The following is a 14,836-nucleotide window of genomic DNA, read 5'->3' as shown; positions in this document are numbered from 1 at the left end:
TTCTAAAGTCGCCCATGTTATTGCGTAAGGCTTTCTCGCCGGGGAAAAGGTCGAGTAATTACGAGACTTTGGACTGAATAGACAACTGTCTGCCCCAAAGTTCCCTTTGGCTGGCAGGATTCTCCACGAAAGCCGCTTACTCTTTTGCGGCAGGCGATCAGCTCAGGGGTCGCCGGACGCGATCAGGCCGCGGGCGACGTTTTTCAGCTGACGAACTGCGCGAGTTGTCCGTCCCAATCAATGTGCGGGCGTCCAAGAACGGCCTATCGTCCGCCGGATGCTGAGCCCGACGCCATTAGCGCGCAGCGTTCATTTCCGGATGAGTCAGAAAAGGCCGCAGCGGCTCGGTCCCGTCCGTTCGTTATTCATCTGGATATTGGCGAGCCAACCAAGCTGCGTCCAACTGCGTGATGAGCCCGTATGTAAAGACAAGCGCCAGACCCCACACCCCGGTCATAATCACGACCACGGCCAGACAGTACAGCCATACGCGGTCCGGCCGAGCCTTCATCATCGGCCGCAGCGCGCAATAGAGCAGAAAAACTCCCCATAATGCGCCGACAAACAATGCGACGCTGGGAGACGGCGCAATCCTGACGGGGTCGACTCGGTGCCATGTCGGCCCGAAAATGCCGATGATCCACGCGGGCGTGCCGCAGTATGCAGCCGTTCTGAACGCCTGGACATAATCTCGCCGCCCGCCAAAAAGCCCCGCAAGAACGTTGATCGCCGCAGCCATCACGAATGGCATGAACAAGGACAAAAAGAACACCGGCAAAACGAGATTGGGGAGGGAGCTGAGTTCGACAGTCTGTCCGCCCGTGAATCCTTGATCGAATGAGGAGATGCCAAAAATCAACGCCTTGATGGCATTGGCGATCATCATTATTGACACGAATAAAACAACCCACCCGAAAAAAACGCCTCTTGGAGTTTCACGCTCCGTCGAAATGACCTCGAATTCTGATTTCGGCTGTAACATCAGCCGTTTCACGCGACCAAGTTTCGCGAGAAACCCGGATTTGCCAGCAACGCCGTTCCTCATTGCATGCCCCTCCACAATGAATTGCTTCAAACCACCATACTCAAATAGATCAGTAGCGAAGTCCACTGAAAAGCTTAAGTTCTGACGCCGCGGCGGCTGATTCTATCTAAAGCGGGATGTTTATTTACGGATTTGACCCAGACGTCGGATCGATTGCCTAACGGATTAGCGCGTTGTTCGCCCGTCAGCACACGCGTGCGGGTAGCCTCGACATCATCGTTGGAACAGTTCGAGATCAGGAAAATGAGCGATTCGCCGACAATAAACCTAAGCAACAGGCGCAAAACCGATGAGAAACGAAGACGATGAAGGCGCTGCTGAAACAGGGGCTCCTGGTGCTGATCCCGCAATCGGACGAGGAAGCGAGCGCGCTCGCCTCATGGAAATTGGCGCACGAAGACCATGTGCTGAATGTTCGGGCTGACCCGCCCCGCGTCAGTTCTCTCGAGCTTCATGACATGGGACATCGGCTCGAGGCGTGCCGCGAACCGCTCAATGTCGTCAGTTCGAGCTCGGATCCCCGCGCTAAGGCGATCAGCAATCTGGCGACGTCGCCGTTCGAGCTGGACGGGAGAATTTACCGATCCGTGGAGTCCTTTTGGCAAGGGCTGAAATTCGAGGATGAGGCCGACCGCGAGAGGTTGGCTGCGCTTGATGGTCCCCATGCGCGCCAGCTCGGCAGAAGCCTGGGCTATGGCGCGACGGTGGGTTACCGCGGCCGCGAGATACGAGTCGGCGCATGGGAGCATTGGCTTTTGATGGAACAGGCCTGTCGCGCGAAATTTCATCAGAATGAAAAGGCGCGCGCCGCTCTGCTCGCAACGGGAGAACGTCCGCTTATCCACGCGGTGCGAGTTGACAGCCAGACCATCCCTGGCGTGATCATGGCGCAGATATGGATGCGCCTTCGTAAGGAGCTGCGGAAGCCGGCGGCTCGCTGACCGTTGAGGGGACGCGCTCGTTTGTTCGGGTGAAGTAGCCCTCAAGTCTGAGCTGGACATGAGTCAAGCGCAAGGCGTGGGCATAAAGCGTCGCGAGCTGCGTCACGTCATCGATGAGCATCGCGCGGCCGTCGCAATGCTCGATGCCTGCGCCATCGAAATGTCGCCGCAGCGTTCTCGCTATTTCAGCGGGCGTCAGAACGTCCCGCAGATTTGGCCATTCGCCGACCGGCCATGCGTCGAGCCAGGATGAGAGCGCCGCCGGCAGTTCGCGGCGCCAGATCGCCAGATCTATCTCCGAACGGCGGATCATCCGTAACACGCGGGGTTGCTCTCCCTCGACGACTGAAGAAAAGCCCTTCGGCATGGACACGGAGTATGGAGAGTCGCCTGCGCGATGCGCAAGCGAAACGGCGCGCGCGATGGCGGCTGGCGCATCACGCGGCTTCCCCGCGCTTCCATTTCGGAAACGGATCGGGAAGAGTCTTCCACGCTTTTAATGGCAACACTCGCGCGTTGGAATCGCCAACGAGGCAGGCGTCCAGTGCGGCGCGAATGGCCTTTTCATCCATGTCCGAGCCGATGAAAACCAGCTCCTGTCGCCGGTCGCCATAAACTGAGTGCCAGTTCCGGCCGAGATGCTCGCGCCAGGCGGGATCCTGCGGCCATTGTGACTGCGGAATCTCCGCCCACCAAATTCCCATGGCTTCGTTGTGGACGAGAGCGCCCGCCTGACTGAGTTCTCCGACCCATTCGGGACGCGTCGCCTGCCAGAAATGTCCTTTGGCGCGGATGACCCCGGGCCAGGGAGAGTTCAGGAATTTGTGAAACTTGAAGGGATGGAATGGTCGGCGCTCGCGATAGACGAAGCTGCGCACGCCATATTGTTCGGCTTCCGGCTTGTGGTCGGAAAAACCATACAACTCCTTGAACCAGAGCGGATGCTGCGCTGCCTTCTCGTAATCGAAACGCTTCGTATCGAGAATGCGATCGAGAGGCGCGGCGCTCATCGTCGTTTCGACGATATCCGCCTCCGGGTTGAGGGAGCGGATAATTCTTCGAGCCGCGTCGATCTGCTTCATGCTTGCCGCGTCGATCTTGTTGAGAACGACGACGTCGGCAAATTCGATCTGTTCGACCAGCAGATTGACGAGAGGCCGCTGATCTTCCGGCCCGAGCGACTCGCCGCGATCAGTCAGGAAATCGCTCGACGAATAATCTCGAAGGAGATTGACGGCGTCGACGACCGTCACCATCGTGTCAAGCCGCGCCACATCTCCAAGCGATGCGCCGTCTTCCTCGCGGAAATGGAAAGTTGCAGCGACGGGCAGCGGCTCAGAAACGCCGGTCGATTCAATCAGCAGATAGTCGAAGCGGCCTTCTTCGGCAAGCTTTCTCACTTCACGCAGGAGATCGTCGCGCAAAGTACAGCAGATGCAGCCATTGGTCATTTCGACGAGTTGCTCGTCGGTTCGCGACAGATTGGCGTCGCCCTCTCGAATGAGATCGGCGTCGATGTTCACTTCGCTCATATCATTGACGATGACGGCGACACGCTTGCCGCTGCGATTGTTGAGAATGTGATTGAGCAGCGTCGTCTTCCCCGCGCCGAGAAAGCCGGAGAGCACAGTTGTCGGCAGACGATTGTCGATAGTTGGCGTGTGCATGCTGCTCCTCATGGACCGGATGAAATCTGGATGTCGACGCCCAGCTATCAGGAATGAGTATGTTATGTTATAACATTTCGTTTAGCGCCATGCTCAGAGTCTGTCAATCGCCAAAAGCCGCCACCGGCGCGCCAAACGGCGTCGCGGCCTGTTTCAGACGATTGGTCGGGATCGAGCGAGAGAATGCGCGTGAAGGTCGTCCGAAACGACAGCTTCGCTCATCTCGGGCCAGCGGCCCTCAAAATGGCGTCGGCGTCGGCCAGCCATACAGCGTCGTCTTCCTTGAGGCGCAAAAGAACGCGCCGCAGCGCGAAGGCGCCGTCAGGCGTGCCGACGACAAAGGGATGAATTCCGATGACCACGGTCGTGGCGTCTCGCGCCGGATTGGCGCGAGCCTCAAGGACCAGCTCGGATACATAGTCCAGCCAGAGCGCCTCGATCTCTCTGGTCGTTTTCATCCGCGCCAGATATTGCCCCATGTCGACGGTTACGGCCGGATAGGGCAGCAGGATGAGCGAGCCCTCCGGCGTCTTCAAACGTGAAACGACATCCGAATCCATCTGGTCGAGCGTGTAGGCGACGCCCTCGGCGGCCAACGCCCGCATCGTGTCGCGATTGGCGTAGACGCTCGGACTCGACCAGCCCGTCGGCCTGACGCCGACAGCTGCGGCGATGAGATCCAATGTGCGGCGAATGTAGGCCTTCTGCGCGGCGATCCCACTCCGCAGCGGCAGCAGGCGGCTCGTGTTGTTCATGCCATGCGCGACGATCGGCGCGTTCGGCAGCATCGAACGCAACTCCTTCCAGACCGATGGGCGCGTGCCGAAAAACTCCGCATTCACCACGATGGTGAGCGGCACATTGAGTTCTTGAAACAGCCGGCCGACGCGGACGACGCCCCAGTCGATCGCGTATTGGCGGAAAGCCTCGTTGACGAGGTCGGGCTTTCGGGACGCAAGATCCGGGCGGAAGATCGGACCCTGGCCGAAGCCGAACTCCTCCACGAAGAACGCGAAGCTGACTGCGACCTTTTTGCCGCCGGGCCAGGCGGCGGTGTGGATCGCTTCGCGCGCGAAACCCGTGACGCGGTCAATGCGATCTTGCGCGCCGCTCTCGAGAGGAAGCAGAACGGCAAGAAAGAGCGCAACTCCGACGATACGGCCAAACTCAGACGCATGTCGCGCCGTGATCGCGGCTGCGGGACTCGGGTTCACGGAAGATCGCTCAAGCTCTTCGCGCCGGGCCCCGGCGTGATCAGCGTCGGCCATTGACGCGAGCCGAACGGCACTTGCGGCGGCAGCACCACATTCATCTTGCGCTTCGCGTCTTCGTCGATGATCGCTTGCCGCGCGTCTCCGCCCATCAGTTCGAAATCCATGAGATGGTAGTCGCCGAAGAATGCGGCGCCCACCGATCGGTCGGCGATGATGCGCGTCAGCGACTCCAGCATATCGTCAGGCGTCGTGGTGAATGAGATTGTCTCGATCAGCATCAAGCGATCATTGATGGCGTCGGGCCCGAAGAACTGCGCGAGCACGCTGAACAGGACATTGTTCTGGCGCGCGACATAGATCGTATTGCTGGCCGCATAGGTTTTGTCCCAGTCGGCGCCGAGCATCTCTTTCCAGCCGCCGATGACATCCATCCAATGAGCGACCTGGGTCTGCGCCGCCCAAGCGATATTTTTCTTCAGCAGCGGCGACTGCGTCTTGGTGAATTTTTGCAGAGCGTCCGCTGAGATCGTATTGTTCTTCAGGCACTCGTCCATGAACGCGATATTGTTTCGCAGAATGCTTCGATTGTTTGTTCGCCAGTCCTTTTGCATGCCGCTGGCGTCAAGCGTGTCGAGCGCGGATTGCATGCGGCTCCTATACGCCGCCAATGCGCCGCGCCATGTCGTGTCCTTGGGACTGTTCAGATACGGAACGACGACTTCGGCCAACGCCATGGTGCTGTGGCCGACCGATTTCAGCAATTGATAGACGATCGGCGCCTGCGGCGCCTCGATCGGCGCCATGCCTGGACGATAAAGGATAAATCGCCCGCCGGCGCCGGAAAACAGTCCGAGAATGACCGGATGCTTGGCGAGGATGTTCTTCTTGAAGATCTGTGCGGCGTCGCCATACAGCTGGAACATCGTCGTATTCAACTGCAGTATGTTTTTGTTGGCGATGTCGGCGGGACTGGCCGTCTCGACGCCGACAAGTCCTGTGAAGTAGCTTGGCGGCTCCGTCGCGCATGTGGGCGAAGCCGCCAATCCAAAGACGACAACCGACGACAGCAGCTTGCGCAGACGGCTTGTCGCGAGCGTGGTGAGCATCATGAGACTCTCCAGTGAGATGAGGACGGCAAAAGCGCATCGCGGACCGGCGACTGCGTCGACGCCCATGCGGGGGCGCGCGTGGATCGGCTCGCCGGCCCGCCGGGCTCGCTTATTCTCCGCTATTTCGGGCATACCGCCCCGGTGTTGATCCAAGCTTCGACGAGCGCCCCCGCCTCCTTCTGCGTTCCCGGCGCGGGCTGTCGGCCAAATCCGGGCGCCCAAGCCCAGCCTACGAGCGTGTCGCCGCCGATGTGACGCGCAAGCGCGTCCAGCGAACGGCCGCCATTGCGCGCGGGATCTTTGATCTGCGCACAGATCTCACCGAGCGTTTTGCCTTCCCAGCCCATCTCACGCGGCGCGAGACGCCATTCGTGGTGACCGGGAACGCGGCCGGGGTCAAAATTGGCGTCCTGATGGCAGATCGGACAGCGCATCGCCGTGAGGCCTCGGCCATCCGGTCCCCGCTCGACCGGCGGCTGGTGAACCCGGCCCAGTTCGCCCTGATGCGGACGATCGCCGGCGGGATGACAATTGACGCAGCGCGGGTTGGTCAGGACTTTGCCGAGCTCGGTGAACAACGCCGCCGACCGCGCCGCGGCGTCGCCGACGCCGGCGAATGATTCCGGAGTCGCGAGCGTCGCCGATCGGCTGTCGCACGTCACGCATGTCGTCAGTCCCACGACGGCTGCGAGAACCGCAAATTTCATCTTCGGTCCCCCCTCCTGCGCCGCACTCACGCGAAACGCCGTTTCGCTACGTCAGGTATCGTCCCGGATCGGCGAGAATGACGTCGCGCACAGCCTCGTGATATTTGATGTAGCCCGTGCATCGGCACAAATGTCCGTCGAACGCGTCAGCGATCGTTTTCTCAAGATCGGCGCGCGCCACCGGCGTCTTCGCCAGACGCTCGAGCAGAACCTGCCCCTCGTTCAGGAAGCCGGCAGTGCAATAGCCGCATTGGAACGCGAAATGGTCGATGAACGATTTTTGCAGCGCAGTGAGCTCGCCATTCGTCGCATGGCCTTCCACGGTCCGAATGGATTTCCCGTCGAAGCTCGTCGCCGGAACGATGCAGGTCGGGCTGGTGTGGCTCGTCCCGTCCGGATCGTCGATGATCACCGCGCAACTGAGGCACTGGCCGGCGCCGCAGCCAAACTTTGTGCCGGTGAGCCCAAGGCGCTCGCGCAAAAAATCATTCATGGTCAGTTCGTCGCGCACCGTCACCGGGCCATATGCGCGCCCATTGATCTTCATGCGCACGGTCGTCACGCGAGCGCCCCCTTGAGCATGTGTTGAGTCACCGGCAAGGCGTGGAAGCGACGCCCCGTTGCGTCGAAGATCGCGTTCAACAACGCCGGAACAATGGGAATCATCACGACCTCAGCCATGCCCTTAGGCGGATCGTTCGGCAGCGGCGGCAACACTTCGATCTCGAGTCCCTGCAAAGGCAGGTCCGACCCGCGCGCGATCAGATATTGCCCGAGATTCCACTGCCCGTTGCCGGGTCCATCTTCATAGAGCGGCAGCGATTCGAGCAGCGCGTAGCCGACGCCCATCGCGAAACCGCCCTGCGCCTGGCCAAGAACAACTTCGGGCGTCAGCGCGCGACCGCATTCGAGGACAGTATATGCCCTGTCGATGCGCAAGGCGCCGGTGGCGCGCTCGATCTCGACACGGACGAGCGTGCCGCACAGCGACGTGTAGGAGGCCCCGAACCGGTTGAACACGGTGGGCGGGTATTTGACGTCGGCGCGATCTAAGCGAACAAATTTTCCTGAGCCTTTTCGCACCGCCAGCGCATCAATTTCGGCCGTCCACGCTTGTCCGCCGATCACGAAAGTCGCTTTCGACCACGCCCAGCGCGAGAAGCTGTGCGCCATCGCCGCCGTCACGCCTTTGCGCGCATGGGCCCTTGCGGCGATCTCCGACAGCGGCAAGGATCTCAACTCCGGCATCACGAGCCGCCCCTGCTCCCAACGCGCCGCCTCCCATTTCGCGGCTGTCGGATCGGTTGGCGCGAGTCCCCACAGTTCGAGCGCCGCGGGCCACAAGCCGAACCGATATATGACGCGGGCCGCTTCAGACGCCGAATGAGTCCCGACGTGCGCGCCAATCGAGGCGGTTGTAGGCATACTGATCGCCGGAACCCAGCGCGGATCGCGCTGTAGGAGGTTCTGCGTCGCCTGGTCCATGGCGTAAGGATCGCCGGAGGTGACGAGGCCCAGCGCCGAGAAGCCGTCGACTTCCGCGACGGCGACTTCGTCGGCCACGGCGCCGAGATGGGCCGCCACCCGGTTCGCGAGCGCCGTCCCTATGCCGTTCCCCATCTCGACGTGATCGCAGTGGATTGAGATCCGACCCTGCGGGTCGATCGCCACCGACGACAATGAAGTGTCGGCTCCACTGCCATAATCCTTGGTGACGCACGCCACGCCCGTGCCGACAATCCTCCCTGCGCGCTGACCAAGCGCTTTCTCTTCGGCGCGACGTCGCCAGATCGCATGCTTTTCCAGTCGGTCCAGGATCTCGGGCGTACGGACGACGACGTCATACGTGTTCCCCGCCATTGTTCGACCGCCGGTCTTCAGCGCGTTGCGTCGGCGGAACTCGATCGGATCGATCGCCAGCGTCGACGCCGCCTCGTCGATCAACGCTTCCAGCGCCGTCAGCGTCTGCAGCGTGCCATAGCCCCGCATCGACCCCGCCGTCACGCCGCGTGAATGCAGCGCGACGGTGGTGACGTCGACTTTCGGAACGTCATAGATGCCTATCGCGGCGTTGGCGGAAACCGCCGCGACACTGGCTGAATAATTGGCGAGGCCGCCGCCATCCAGCACATGGTCGGCGGCGAAGGCGGAAATTTTTCCTGTCGCTCGATCGACGCCGATGCGCGTGTGGATCTTGAACGCATGCCGCTTAACTCCCCCCTGGAATTGCTGATAGCGATCTTGGGCGAGCCGCACGGGGCGACGGGGAAGGAACATCGCCGCCAGCGCGACGTAAAGCGGGAACGGCGTGTGGTCGCGCCCGCCAAATCCGCCCCCCATATAAGCGAAATGCGCGTTGATATGCGCCGGCCTGAAGTTGGCGCGCGCTTCGCCCAGCAGAGTCGCAACCGAAGTTGCGGCCTCGTACGGCGACTGCACGCCGAGCACGAGCTCCAGGTTTTTGCGGTCGGCGTCATACCAGGCGAGACCACATTCCGGCTCGAGAAACATTGGATCAACGGATTGAGTCTCGAATTCGCGGTCGAGAACGAGAAGGCTTCGAGCGTTGGCGTCGAGTTCGGCGCGGATCTGTTCGCCGTAGTCCGCCGTTTTAACGTAGGCGGCCCCCGTCGGCACGGGGAGCCGCGCCCATATTGGGCCGCCTCCTTCTTGAAAGAACCCTGGACTGACCCAGCCATCCTTGACCGGCGAGCACACGTCGGGCGCGTCGGGCGTCGCGCCGGCGATGCGCGTGAACCGGAACGCGCCGTAATCGCGCTCGACGACGGGGCCGGTTTCGGCGCCGAATTTCAGGAGCGTTTCATTGCGCAACGCGAGCCGCGCCTGATCGAATGCGTCGAAGCTTTCATAGATCAACAAAGCCGCCGGCTGACCGAGATACAGGGGCGTCTTGCCCACTGGGCAGAACAGGTCGCCGGAATAGAATTTGGGAACGCGGGCGCCGATGCGCGCGAGATCCGTCGCGGTGACGACCACGGAAGGCTTCAGCGCGCCGCTCAAGCGGGCGAGATCGACGCCTTCATATATGTGCGTGGCGTTCGCCGTCCGGATGAGCATGGCGTGCGCGGTATGCGCCGGCCATCCCGGGAGATCCGCGGCGCGGAAATCGGACGCGTACAGCTTCGCCCCTGTGACTTTGGCGACTCCATCAATCCGACCCGCGCCCGTGGCGGCCGGATTCCAGCGCTGTCTTCCGGGCAGCGTCTCGCGCGCGGCGAATCCAGGTTCATTGGCTAGGGCGAGACGCGATAGGCTGAGCGCAATGCCGCTCGCGGTGACCAGTTTGGCGAACTCGCGTCGAGAAGCCTTCACGCTCCGACCTCTTGCCTCCACCTCGGCGATCGCCAACGGCGATGCTTTCATTCGCACGGGCGTAGACCGTCGGCAAGCTCGGCTCCGCGTCTTGCTCTTTACGGGCGCCGATCCGCCGGAGATCAACCGACCAAATCGACGCTGCAGTCGCCGTAAGCGCATTGCGCGATTGGCTTCTCGCCAACCGCGCTGCGACGCATCCAGCTGAGCCGCTCGACAGGCGGTCGCGTTCACCGCGGCGGCGTTGTCGCCGTCGTCGGTTCCAGTGAGAAGATTGCGCCTGCGAAGAAACCGCCGCCGACGGGCCTCGCGCCCGCTATGCTGCGGCGCGCAATTGCGCGACCCGCACCGGCACGGGCGGGTGCGAGAAATAGAAGGTCGCGTAGAGCGGATCGGGCGTCAGCGTTGCGAGATTGTCGCGCGTCAGTCGCGTCAGCGCCGAGATCATCGGCTCCTTGCCGACGATATCGCGGGCGAAGGCGTCGGCTTCGAACTCCGCCCGGCGCGACCGCCACGCGAGCACGGGCGAGAGCACATGCGAGATCGGTTCTCGCGCAAGCAGCAGCGCGACGAGCACCACGCCGGGGTCGCTCGGCAAGCCAAACCAGCCGGCGAAAACATCCGAGCCGAAGGCCCACCACAGCACCGCGAAGCCGACGAAGGCGATCGCGGCCGCCAGCATCAGCATCTGCCGCACATGGCCGAATTTGAAGTGGCCGAGTTCATGAGCGAGAATCGATTCGATCTCGTCCGGCGAATGTTTCTCGAGCAGCGTGTCGAAAAAGACGATGCGCTTGGCTTTGCCGAAGCCGCTGAAATAAGCGTTGCCATGCGTGGAGCGCGTTGAGGCGTCCATCACAAAAAGGCCTTTCGACTCGAAGCCGCATCTGGCGAGCAGCGCCTCCATGCGCCTTTTCATGGCGCCGTCTTCAAGCGGCGAAAACTTGTTAAACAGCGGCGCGATGACCGTCGGATAGATCACAGTCATCGCGATCGCGATGACGATGAAGACCACATAAGCGATCACCCACCATGTGTCGGGAGCGGCGCCCAGAAGCCAGAACATGCCGAACAGCAAGGGCGTCGAAATGGCGAGCTCCAGCGCGCCGGACTTTGCTTGGTCGACGAGAAACTTTCGCGGCGTCAGCCGATTGAATCCGAACTTTTCTTCGAGCCAGAAGGCGCGCGCCGCGGCGAAGGGCATGTCGATCAAACTGCCGATCACGCCGAAGACGAGAACGAAAAGAACGCTGCGAACGAGGCCAGGTTCGACGAAAGCGGCGATCGCCGCATACAGCGGCGCGAGCCCCAGCGCCAGCCACGCGATACAAACCGCGGCGTCGAAAATCGTTTCCGCGATAGAAAATTCTGTTTTTGCGATCGTATATTCGGCGGCGCGGCGATGCTCGTCGAGCGTGACTTCGTTGGCGAAATCCGCCGGCACCTGATCGCGATGGGCCTCTACCGTCGCCATCTGCCGCATGCGCAGATAAACGCCGAGGCCGGCCGAGGCGGCGATCGCCAGACAAATCACGACGCCCACTGCGTTCATTCGTCTCTCCCGCAAACGTTCATGCGGCAATATAGGAAAGCGCCGCCGTGTTTGCGAGAGCGCCGCCTTATGCGGGCGCCGAGCTGGGCAGCTAGATCTCCCCTTTCGTGCAGACGACTTTCTCCTGAACGTTGCAGCGCGAAACGACAGGAGCCGCTCGACTTTCTCGCTGCGGAGCGGATCGTCAAGGCGCCGACACGCAGACATGCGCAGGCTTTGACGATCTTGCGCCGAAGATGTGCGCATACGCGCCCCGGTCTGCGATACGACGACTGAACGGGCCGATCCGCCATGAAGACGCTGGTCGAGTCCGCTCGAGGTCTATAATTGGGCGATGGCGCCTGCGACTCTTCCTTAAGGCTGAGAACGCCATCCAGCGGAGGCGCGAAACGGAGTTGCCATTGAGACTGTCCTTCGCCATCGCGACCATCGCCGCTCTTCAAGGAGCGGCCGGCGTATCTCTCGCCGCCGCCGCAGCCCATGCCGACGCGAGTCCTTTTCTCGCGACCGCAAGCCAGTTTCTCATGATCCACGCCGCCGCCGGCGTCGGCCTCGCGGCGCTTATACGCACGACGCCGCGACCAAAGGCGAATGGGCTCGCCGCTATCGCGCTGGCGCTTCAGGCGGGGGTGACGCTGTTCGCGGGCGACCTTGCCGCCCGGGTTTTTTTATCGGGAAGACTGTTTCCTCTCGCCGCGCCGATCGGCGGCGGGCTGACGATCTTGAGCTGGTGCGCTCTCGCCATCTGGGCGGCGTTCGCCATGTTCGCAGCAAATTCACTGCAAAAGCCGCCCGAAAGCTAGACAACTGCGGCATTCCGCCCCACCATTTATTTATGTCGTTTTCCAGCTCCGGCCTTTCTTCCTCGGCCGCTCCAAGCGATGACTCCCAGCGCACGAGCGATCCTTTGCTCGGGCGACGGCTGCTGATTGTCGAAGACGATCCCTATATCGCGCTGGCGCTGGAAGAGACGCTCGCGGAATTCGGCTTAGTTATCGCGGGGATGGCGCGCAGCGTCGAGGAAGCGGTGCGGCTGTCCCGCGAGGACGGAGTCGATCTGGCCTTGCTCGACGTCAATATCGGCCACGAAAAGATTGATCCAGTCGCCGACGCGCTCGCCGCCCGCGGCTGCCCATTCATTTTCACGACGGGGTGCGGGCGCGCAGGACTGCCCGAGGCGCATCTTGAGCACGCCATGGTCGAAAAACCATTCTACGTCGAGGAGATCCTGACCGCGCTCCGCAGCGAACTGTCGCGCGCCGAAGAGCGCTAGGCTCGGCCTTTCGCCACTATATCGCCGCCCTTGACCGCGACAAGCGACGTCTCAAGACTCGCATCAGGAGCACCCGGCTGCAGCCCTCCGCCATAACCGACAAGCCTTCCGCATCGCTGAGAGCGCGCCGTCCTTCAGGCGCTGCGCTTCGGCTGCTGGCGACGGCGTTGGCGGCGGGGGCGGCGCTGGCGACGATCGCCGCCGCCGTCGCGCCGTGGCTGTTCTCGCCCGGCGCTCTCATCGACGCCGTCGCCGATCAGCTCCAAGGCTCTTCGGGGCTTTATGTCGCCGCGCGCGGGCGAACGAGCTTCTCGCTCTTTCCGCGTCCAAGCATCGCGGTCGAAGGCGTCGCCTTCGCCGACCGCAACGGCGCGCTGCTCATCGAGTCGAGCGAGCTGCGCGGCGACGTCGACGTGCTGCCGCTGGTCGCGGGGCGTCTCAGAGTCGCGTCGGTGAAGCTCGTGCGGCCGCGCGCCCACATCGATCTTGACAGAAAGCCGGCCGGCGCGCCCGGCGCAGCCGCCCGAGCGGCCGCCGCAAAGCCGGCGACGCTCGAAGCCGCAGCGGCGGATAACGTGCGGTTTGGCGCGGTGTCGATCGTCGACGGCGACGCGCGGATCACCTACCGCAGCCGCGTCTATGCGCTGGAGCGAATCAACGCAAATTTTGAATGGCGCCGCATCGGCGAGGCGGCGGCCCTGACCGGCGCGTTCGATTTCAACGGCGAACGGCTCGAAGCGATCTTATGGGTCGCGCGTCCGGGAGCGTTGTTGCGCGGAGAACCCTCCGTTGTGACGACCCGGCTCGACGGCAAAAGCCTTCGGGCTGAAGCGCAAGGCGTCGGACAACTCGGCGCCAACGCCCGCTTCGAGGGGCGCGCGGCAGCCAGCGCGCCATCGGCGCAACAGACGCTGCAGCTCTTCGGCGTCGCCGCGCCCCTGCCCGGCCCCTTCGCTGACGCGCAATTCTCCGCGCAAGCGACGCTCGCGCCCGGAGAGGCGCATTTCAAGGGCGCGCGTCTCTTTGTCGACGGAAACGAATTTCGCGGCGATATCGACCTGCAGAAAGAGGACGGCCGCCCCACGCTGACCGCGGCGCTGCAAAGCGAATTCCTCTCGCTGCGGCCGTTTCTCGCCGACGCGCCGCCGCTTGTCGCCGCGAACGGACAGTGGAGCGATCAGCCGTTCAATCTGCCGGACCTCTCCGGCGCTGACGTCGATCTGCATCTTACCGTCGGCCACGCCAGACTTGGCCGGCTCAAGGTCGAAGACGCCGCGATCGAAGTCACGTTGCGCGACGGCGCCGCGGAGTTCGCGATAACGCAGGCGCGCGCCTATCACGGCGGACTCAAGTTTCGGGCCTCGATCGCGCCTTCGCCCGACGGTCTGGCGCTGCGCGCCGATGCGCAGACAGCGGCGGTCGAAGCGGGCCCGCTGCTCTGGGACGCTTACGGAAAACCTGTCCTGGCGGGAGCGCTTAACGCGACTCTCGCGGTCGACGGCGTCGGCGACCGGATGGCCACGCTGATGCAAAGTCTCAACGGGCGCGCCAGCGTCGCTCTCGTCGACGGCGAGATCTCCGGCGTCGATCTCGAGAAAGCGCTGCGCCGATTGGAGACGCGGCCGCTATCGAGCGCCTTCGACATCCGCTCGGGCCGCTCGGCGCTCGTCGCCGCGAGCGCCGCCGTCAAAATAGAAAACGGCGTCGCCGACATCGCCAAAGGCGTCGCGCGAGGCCCTGGCTTTACGCTTGCCTTCGGCGGCTCGGCGCGCCTCCCGGAGCGCCGTCTCGCGATCAGAGCGATGGCGCGCGAAGCCGACGGCGCCGGACTGACCGCCGAATCGGCGCCAAGCATCGCCCTCGACCTCGCCGGCCCCTGGGACGAACTTGCATTGGGGCTGGACGCGCAAGCCTTCATTCGCCGCTCCGACGCGGCCGCGCCGCTGCTGCCGCGAACCGATCCGACGCCCCCGGACGGACCGGCGGGGCAATGAC

Annotated in this window: 13 protein-coding genes; 4 read left to right on the top strand and 9 right to left on the bottom strand. The window is 62.9% G+C overall.

Annotated features, from left to right (window positions below):
* Positions 1 to 361: 361 nt before the first annotated feature.
* Entirely contained in the window at positions 362 to 1,111 is a 750-nt protein-coding gene (locus BN69_RS15830; RefSeq protein WP_041927011.1) for a Yip1 family protein, read from the bottom strand.
* Between the two features lie 239 nt (positions 1,112 to 1,350).
* On the opposite strand from BN69_RS15830, the gene BN69_RS18575 reads away from it, so the two are divergent.
* Positions 1,351 to 1,986 carry an NADAR family protein gene (locus BN69_RS18575; RefSeq protein ID WP_014892654.1) on the top strand — a complete coding sequence of 212 codons (636 nt, stop codon included), beginning with the start codon at positions 1,351 to 1,353 and terminating at the stop codon, positions 1,984 to 1,986.
* On the opposite strand, the gene BN69_RS18925 is transcribed toward BN69_RS18575, so the two are convergent.
* The 8 genes from BN69_RS18925 to BN69_RS15785 all read right to left on the bottom strand — a co-directional run bounded on the left by BN69_RS18925 (position 1,928) and on the right by BN69_RS15785 (position 11,814).
* Positions 1,928 to 2,308 (bottom strand): DUF1826 domain-containing protein, encoded by a 381-nt coding sequence (locus BN69_RS18925; protein WP_158491326.1) that lies wholly within the window; start codon positions 2,306 to 2,308, stop codon positions 1,928 to 1,930. The genes BN69_RS18575 and BN69_RS18925 overlap by 59 nt on opposite strands.
* A 115-nt stretch (positions 2,309 to 2,423) precedes the next feature.
* Positions 2,424 to 3,653, bottom strand: coding sequence for a zinc metallochaperone GTPase ZigA (zigA, locus tag BN69_RS15815; protein WP_014892652.1), 1,230 nt, complete (start codon positions 3,651 to 3,653; stop codon positions 2,424 to 2,426).
* A gap of 218 nt (positions 3,654 to 3,871) precedes the next feature.
* Positions 3,872 to 4,867: a polysaccharide deacetylase family protein gene (locus BN69_RS15810; RefSeq protein WP_014892651.1), complete on the bottom strand. Its 996-nt coding sequence runs from the start codon at positions 4,865 to 4,867 to the stop codon at positions 3,872 to 3,874.
* Entirely contained in the window at positions 4,864 to 5,976 is a 1,113-nt protein-coding gene (locus tag BN69_RS15805) for a hypothetical protein (RefSeq protein WP_051013490.1), read from the bottom strand. The genes BN69_RS15810 and BN69_RS15805 overlap by 4 nt, the downstream gene beginning before the upstream one ends.
* Positions 5,977 to 6,095: 119 nt before the next feature.
* The gene (locus BN69_RS15800) at positions 6,096 to 6,683 is read right to left on the bottom strand and encodes a hypothetical protein (RefSeq protein WP_014892649.1); all 588 of its coding nucleotides are present in this window, start codon (positions 6,681 to 6,683) and stop codon (positions 6,096 to 6,098) included.
* Between the two features lie 46 nt (positions 6,684 to 6,729).
* Complete coding sequence (locus BN69_RS15795; RefSeq protein WP_371212430.1) at positions 6,730 to 7,230, bottom strand: (2Fe-2S)-binding protein; 501 nt, start codon at positions 7,228 to 7,230, stop codon at positions 6,730 to 6,732.
* Between the two features lie 11 nt (positions 7,231 to 7,241).
* A complete protein-coding gene (locus BN69_RS15790) occupies positions 7,242 to 10,067 on the bottom strand; it encodes a xanthine dehydrogenase family protein molybdopterin-binding subunit (protein ID WP_014892647.1) in 2,826 nt (941 codons plus the stop codon).
* 265 nt (positions 10,068 to 10,332) lie between these two features.
* A complete protein-coding gene (locus BN69_RS15785; RefSeq protein WP_244434979.1) occupies positions 10,333 to 11,814 on the bottom strand; it encodes a M48 family metallopeptidase in 1,482 nt (493 codons plus the stop codon).
* A 155-nt stretch (positions 11,815 to 11,969) separates the two neighbouring features.
* Here BN69_RS15785 and BN69_RS15780 point away from each other — a divergent pair, with 155 nt between their 5' ends.
* The 3 genes from BN69_RS15780 to BN69_RS15770 all read left to right on the top strand — a co-directional run bounded on the left by BN69_RS15780 (position 11,970) and on the right by BN69_RS15770 (position 14,835).
* Entirely contained in the window at positions 11,970 to 12,371 is a 402-nt protein-coding gene (locus BN69_RS15780) for a DUF423 domain-containing protein (RefSeq protein ID WP_014892645.1), read from the top strand.
* Positions 12,372 to 12,475: 104 nt separating this feature from the next.
* Positions 12,476 to 12,841 (top strand): response regulator, encoded by a 366-nt coding sequence (locus tag BN69_RS15775; RefSeq protein ID WP_041927467.1) that lies wholly within the window; start codon positions 12,476 to 12,478, stop codon positions 12,839 to 12,841.
* Between the two features lie 167 nt (positions 12,842 to 13,008).
* Positions 13,009 to 14,835 (top strand): AsmA family protein, encoded by a 1,827-nt coding sequence (locus tag BN69_RS15770; RefSeq protein WP_014892643.1) that lies wholly within the window; start codon positions 13,009 to 13,011, stop codon positions 14,833 to 14,835.
* The last annotated feature ends 1 nt before the right edge of the window (position 14,836 follow it).

The organism is Methylocystis sp. SC2 (genome assembly GCF_000304315.1).
Lineage (GTDB): Bacteria > Pseudomonadota > Alphaproteobacteria > Rhizobiales > Beijerinckiaceae > Methylocystis.
This window is presented reverse-complemented; position numbering and strand designations above follow the sequence as displayed.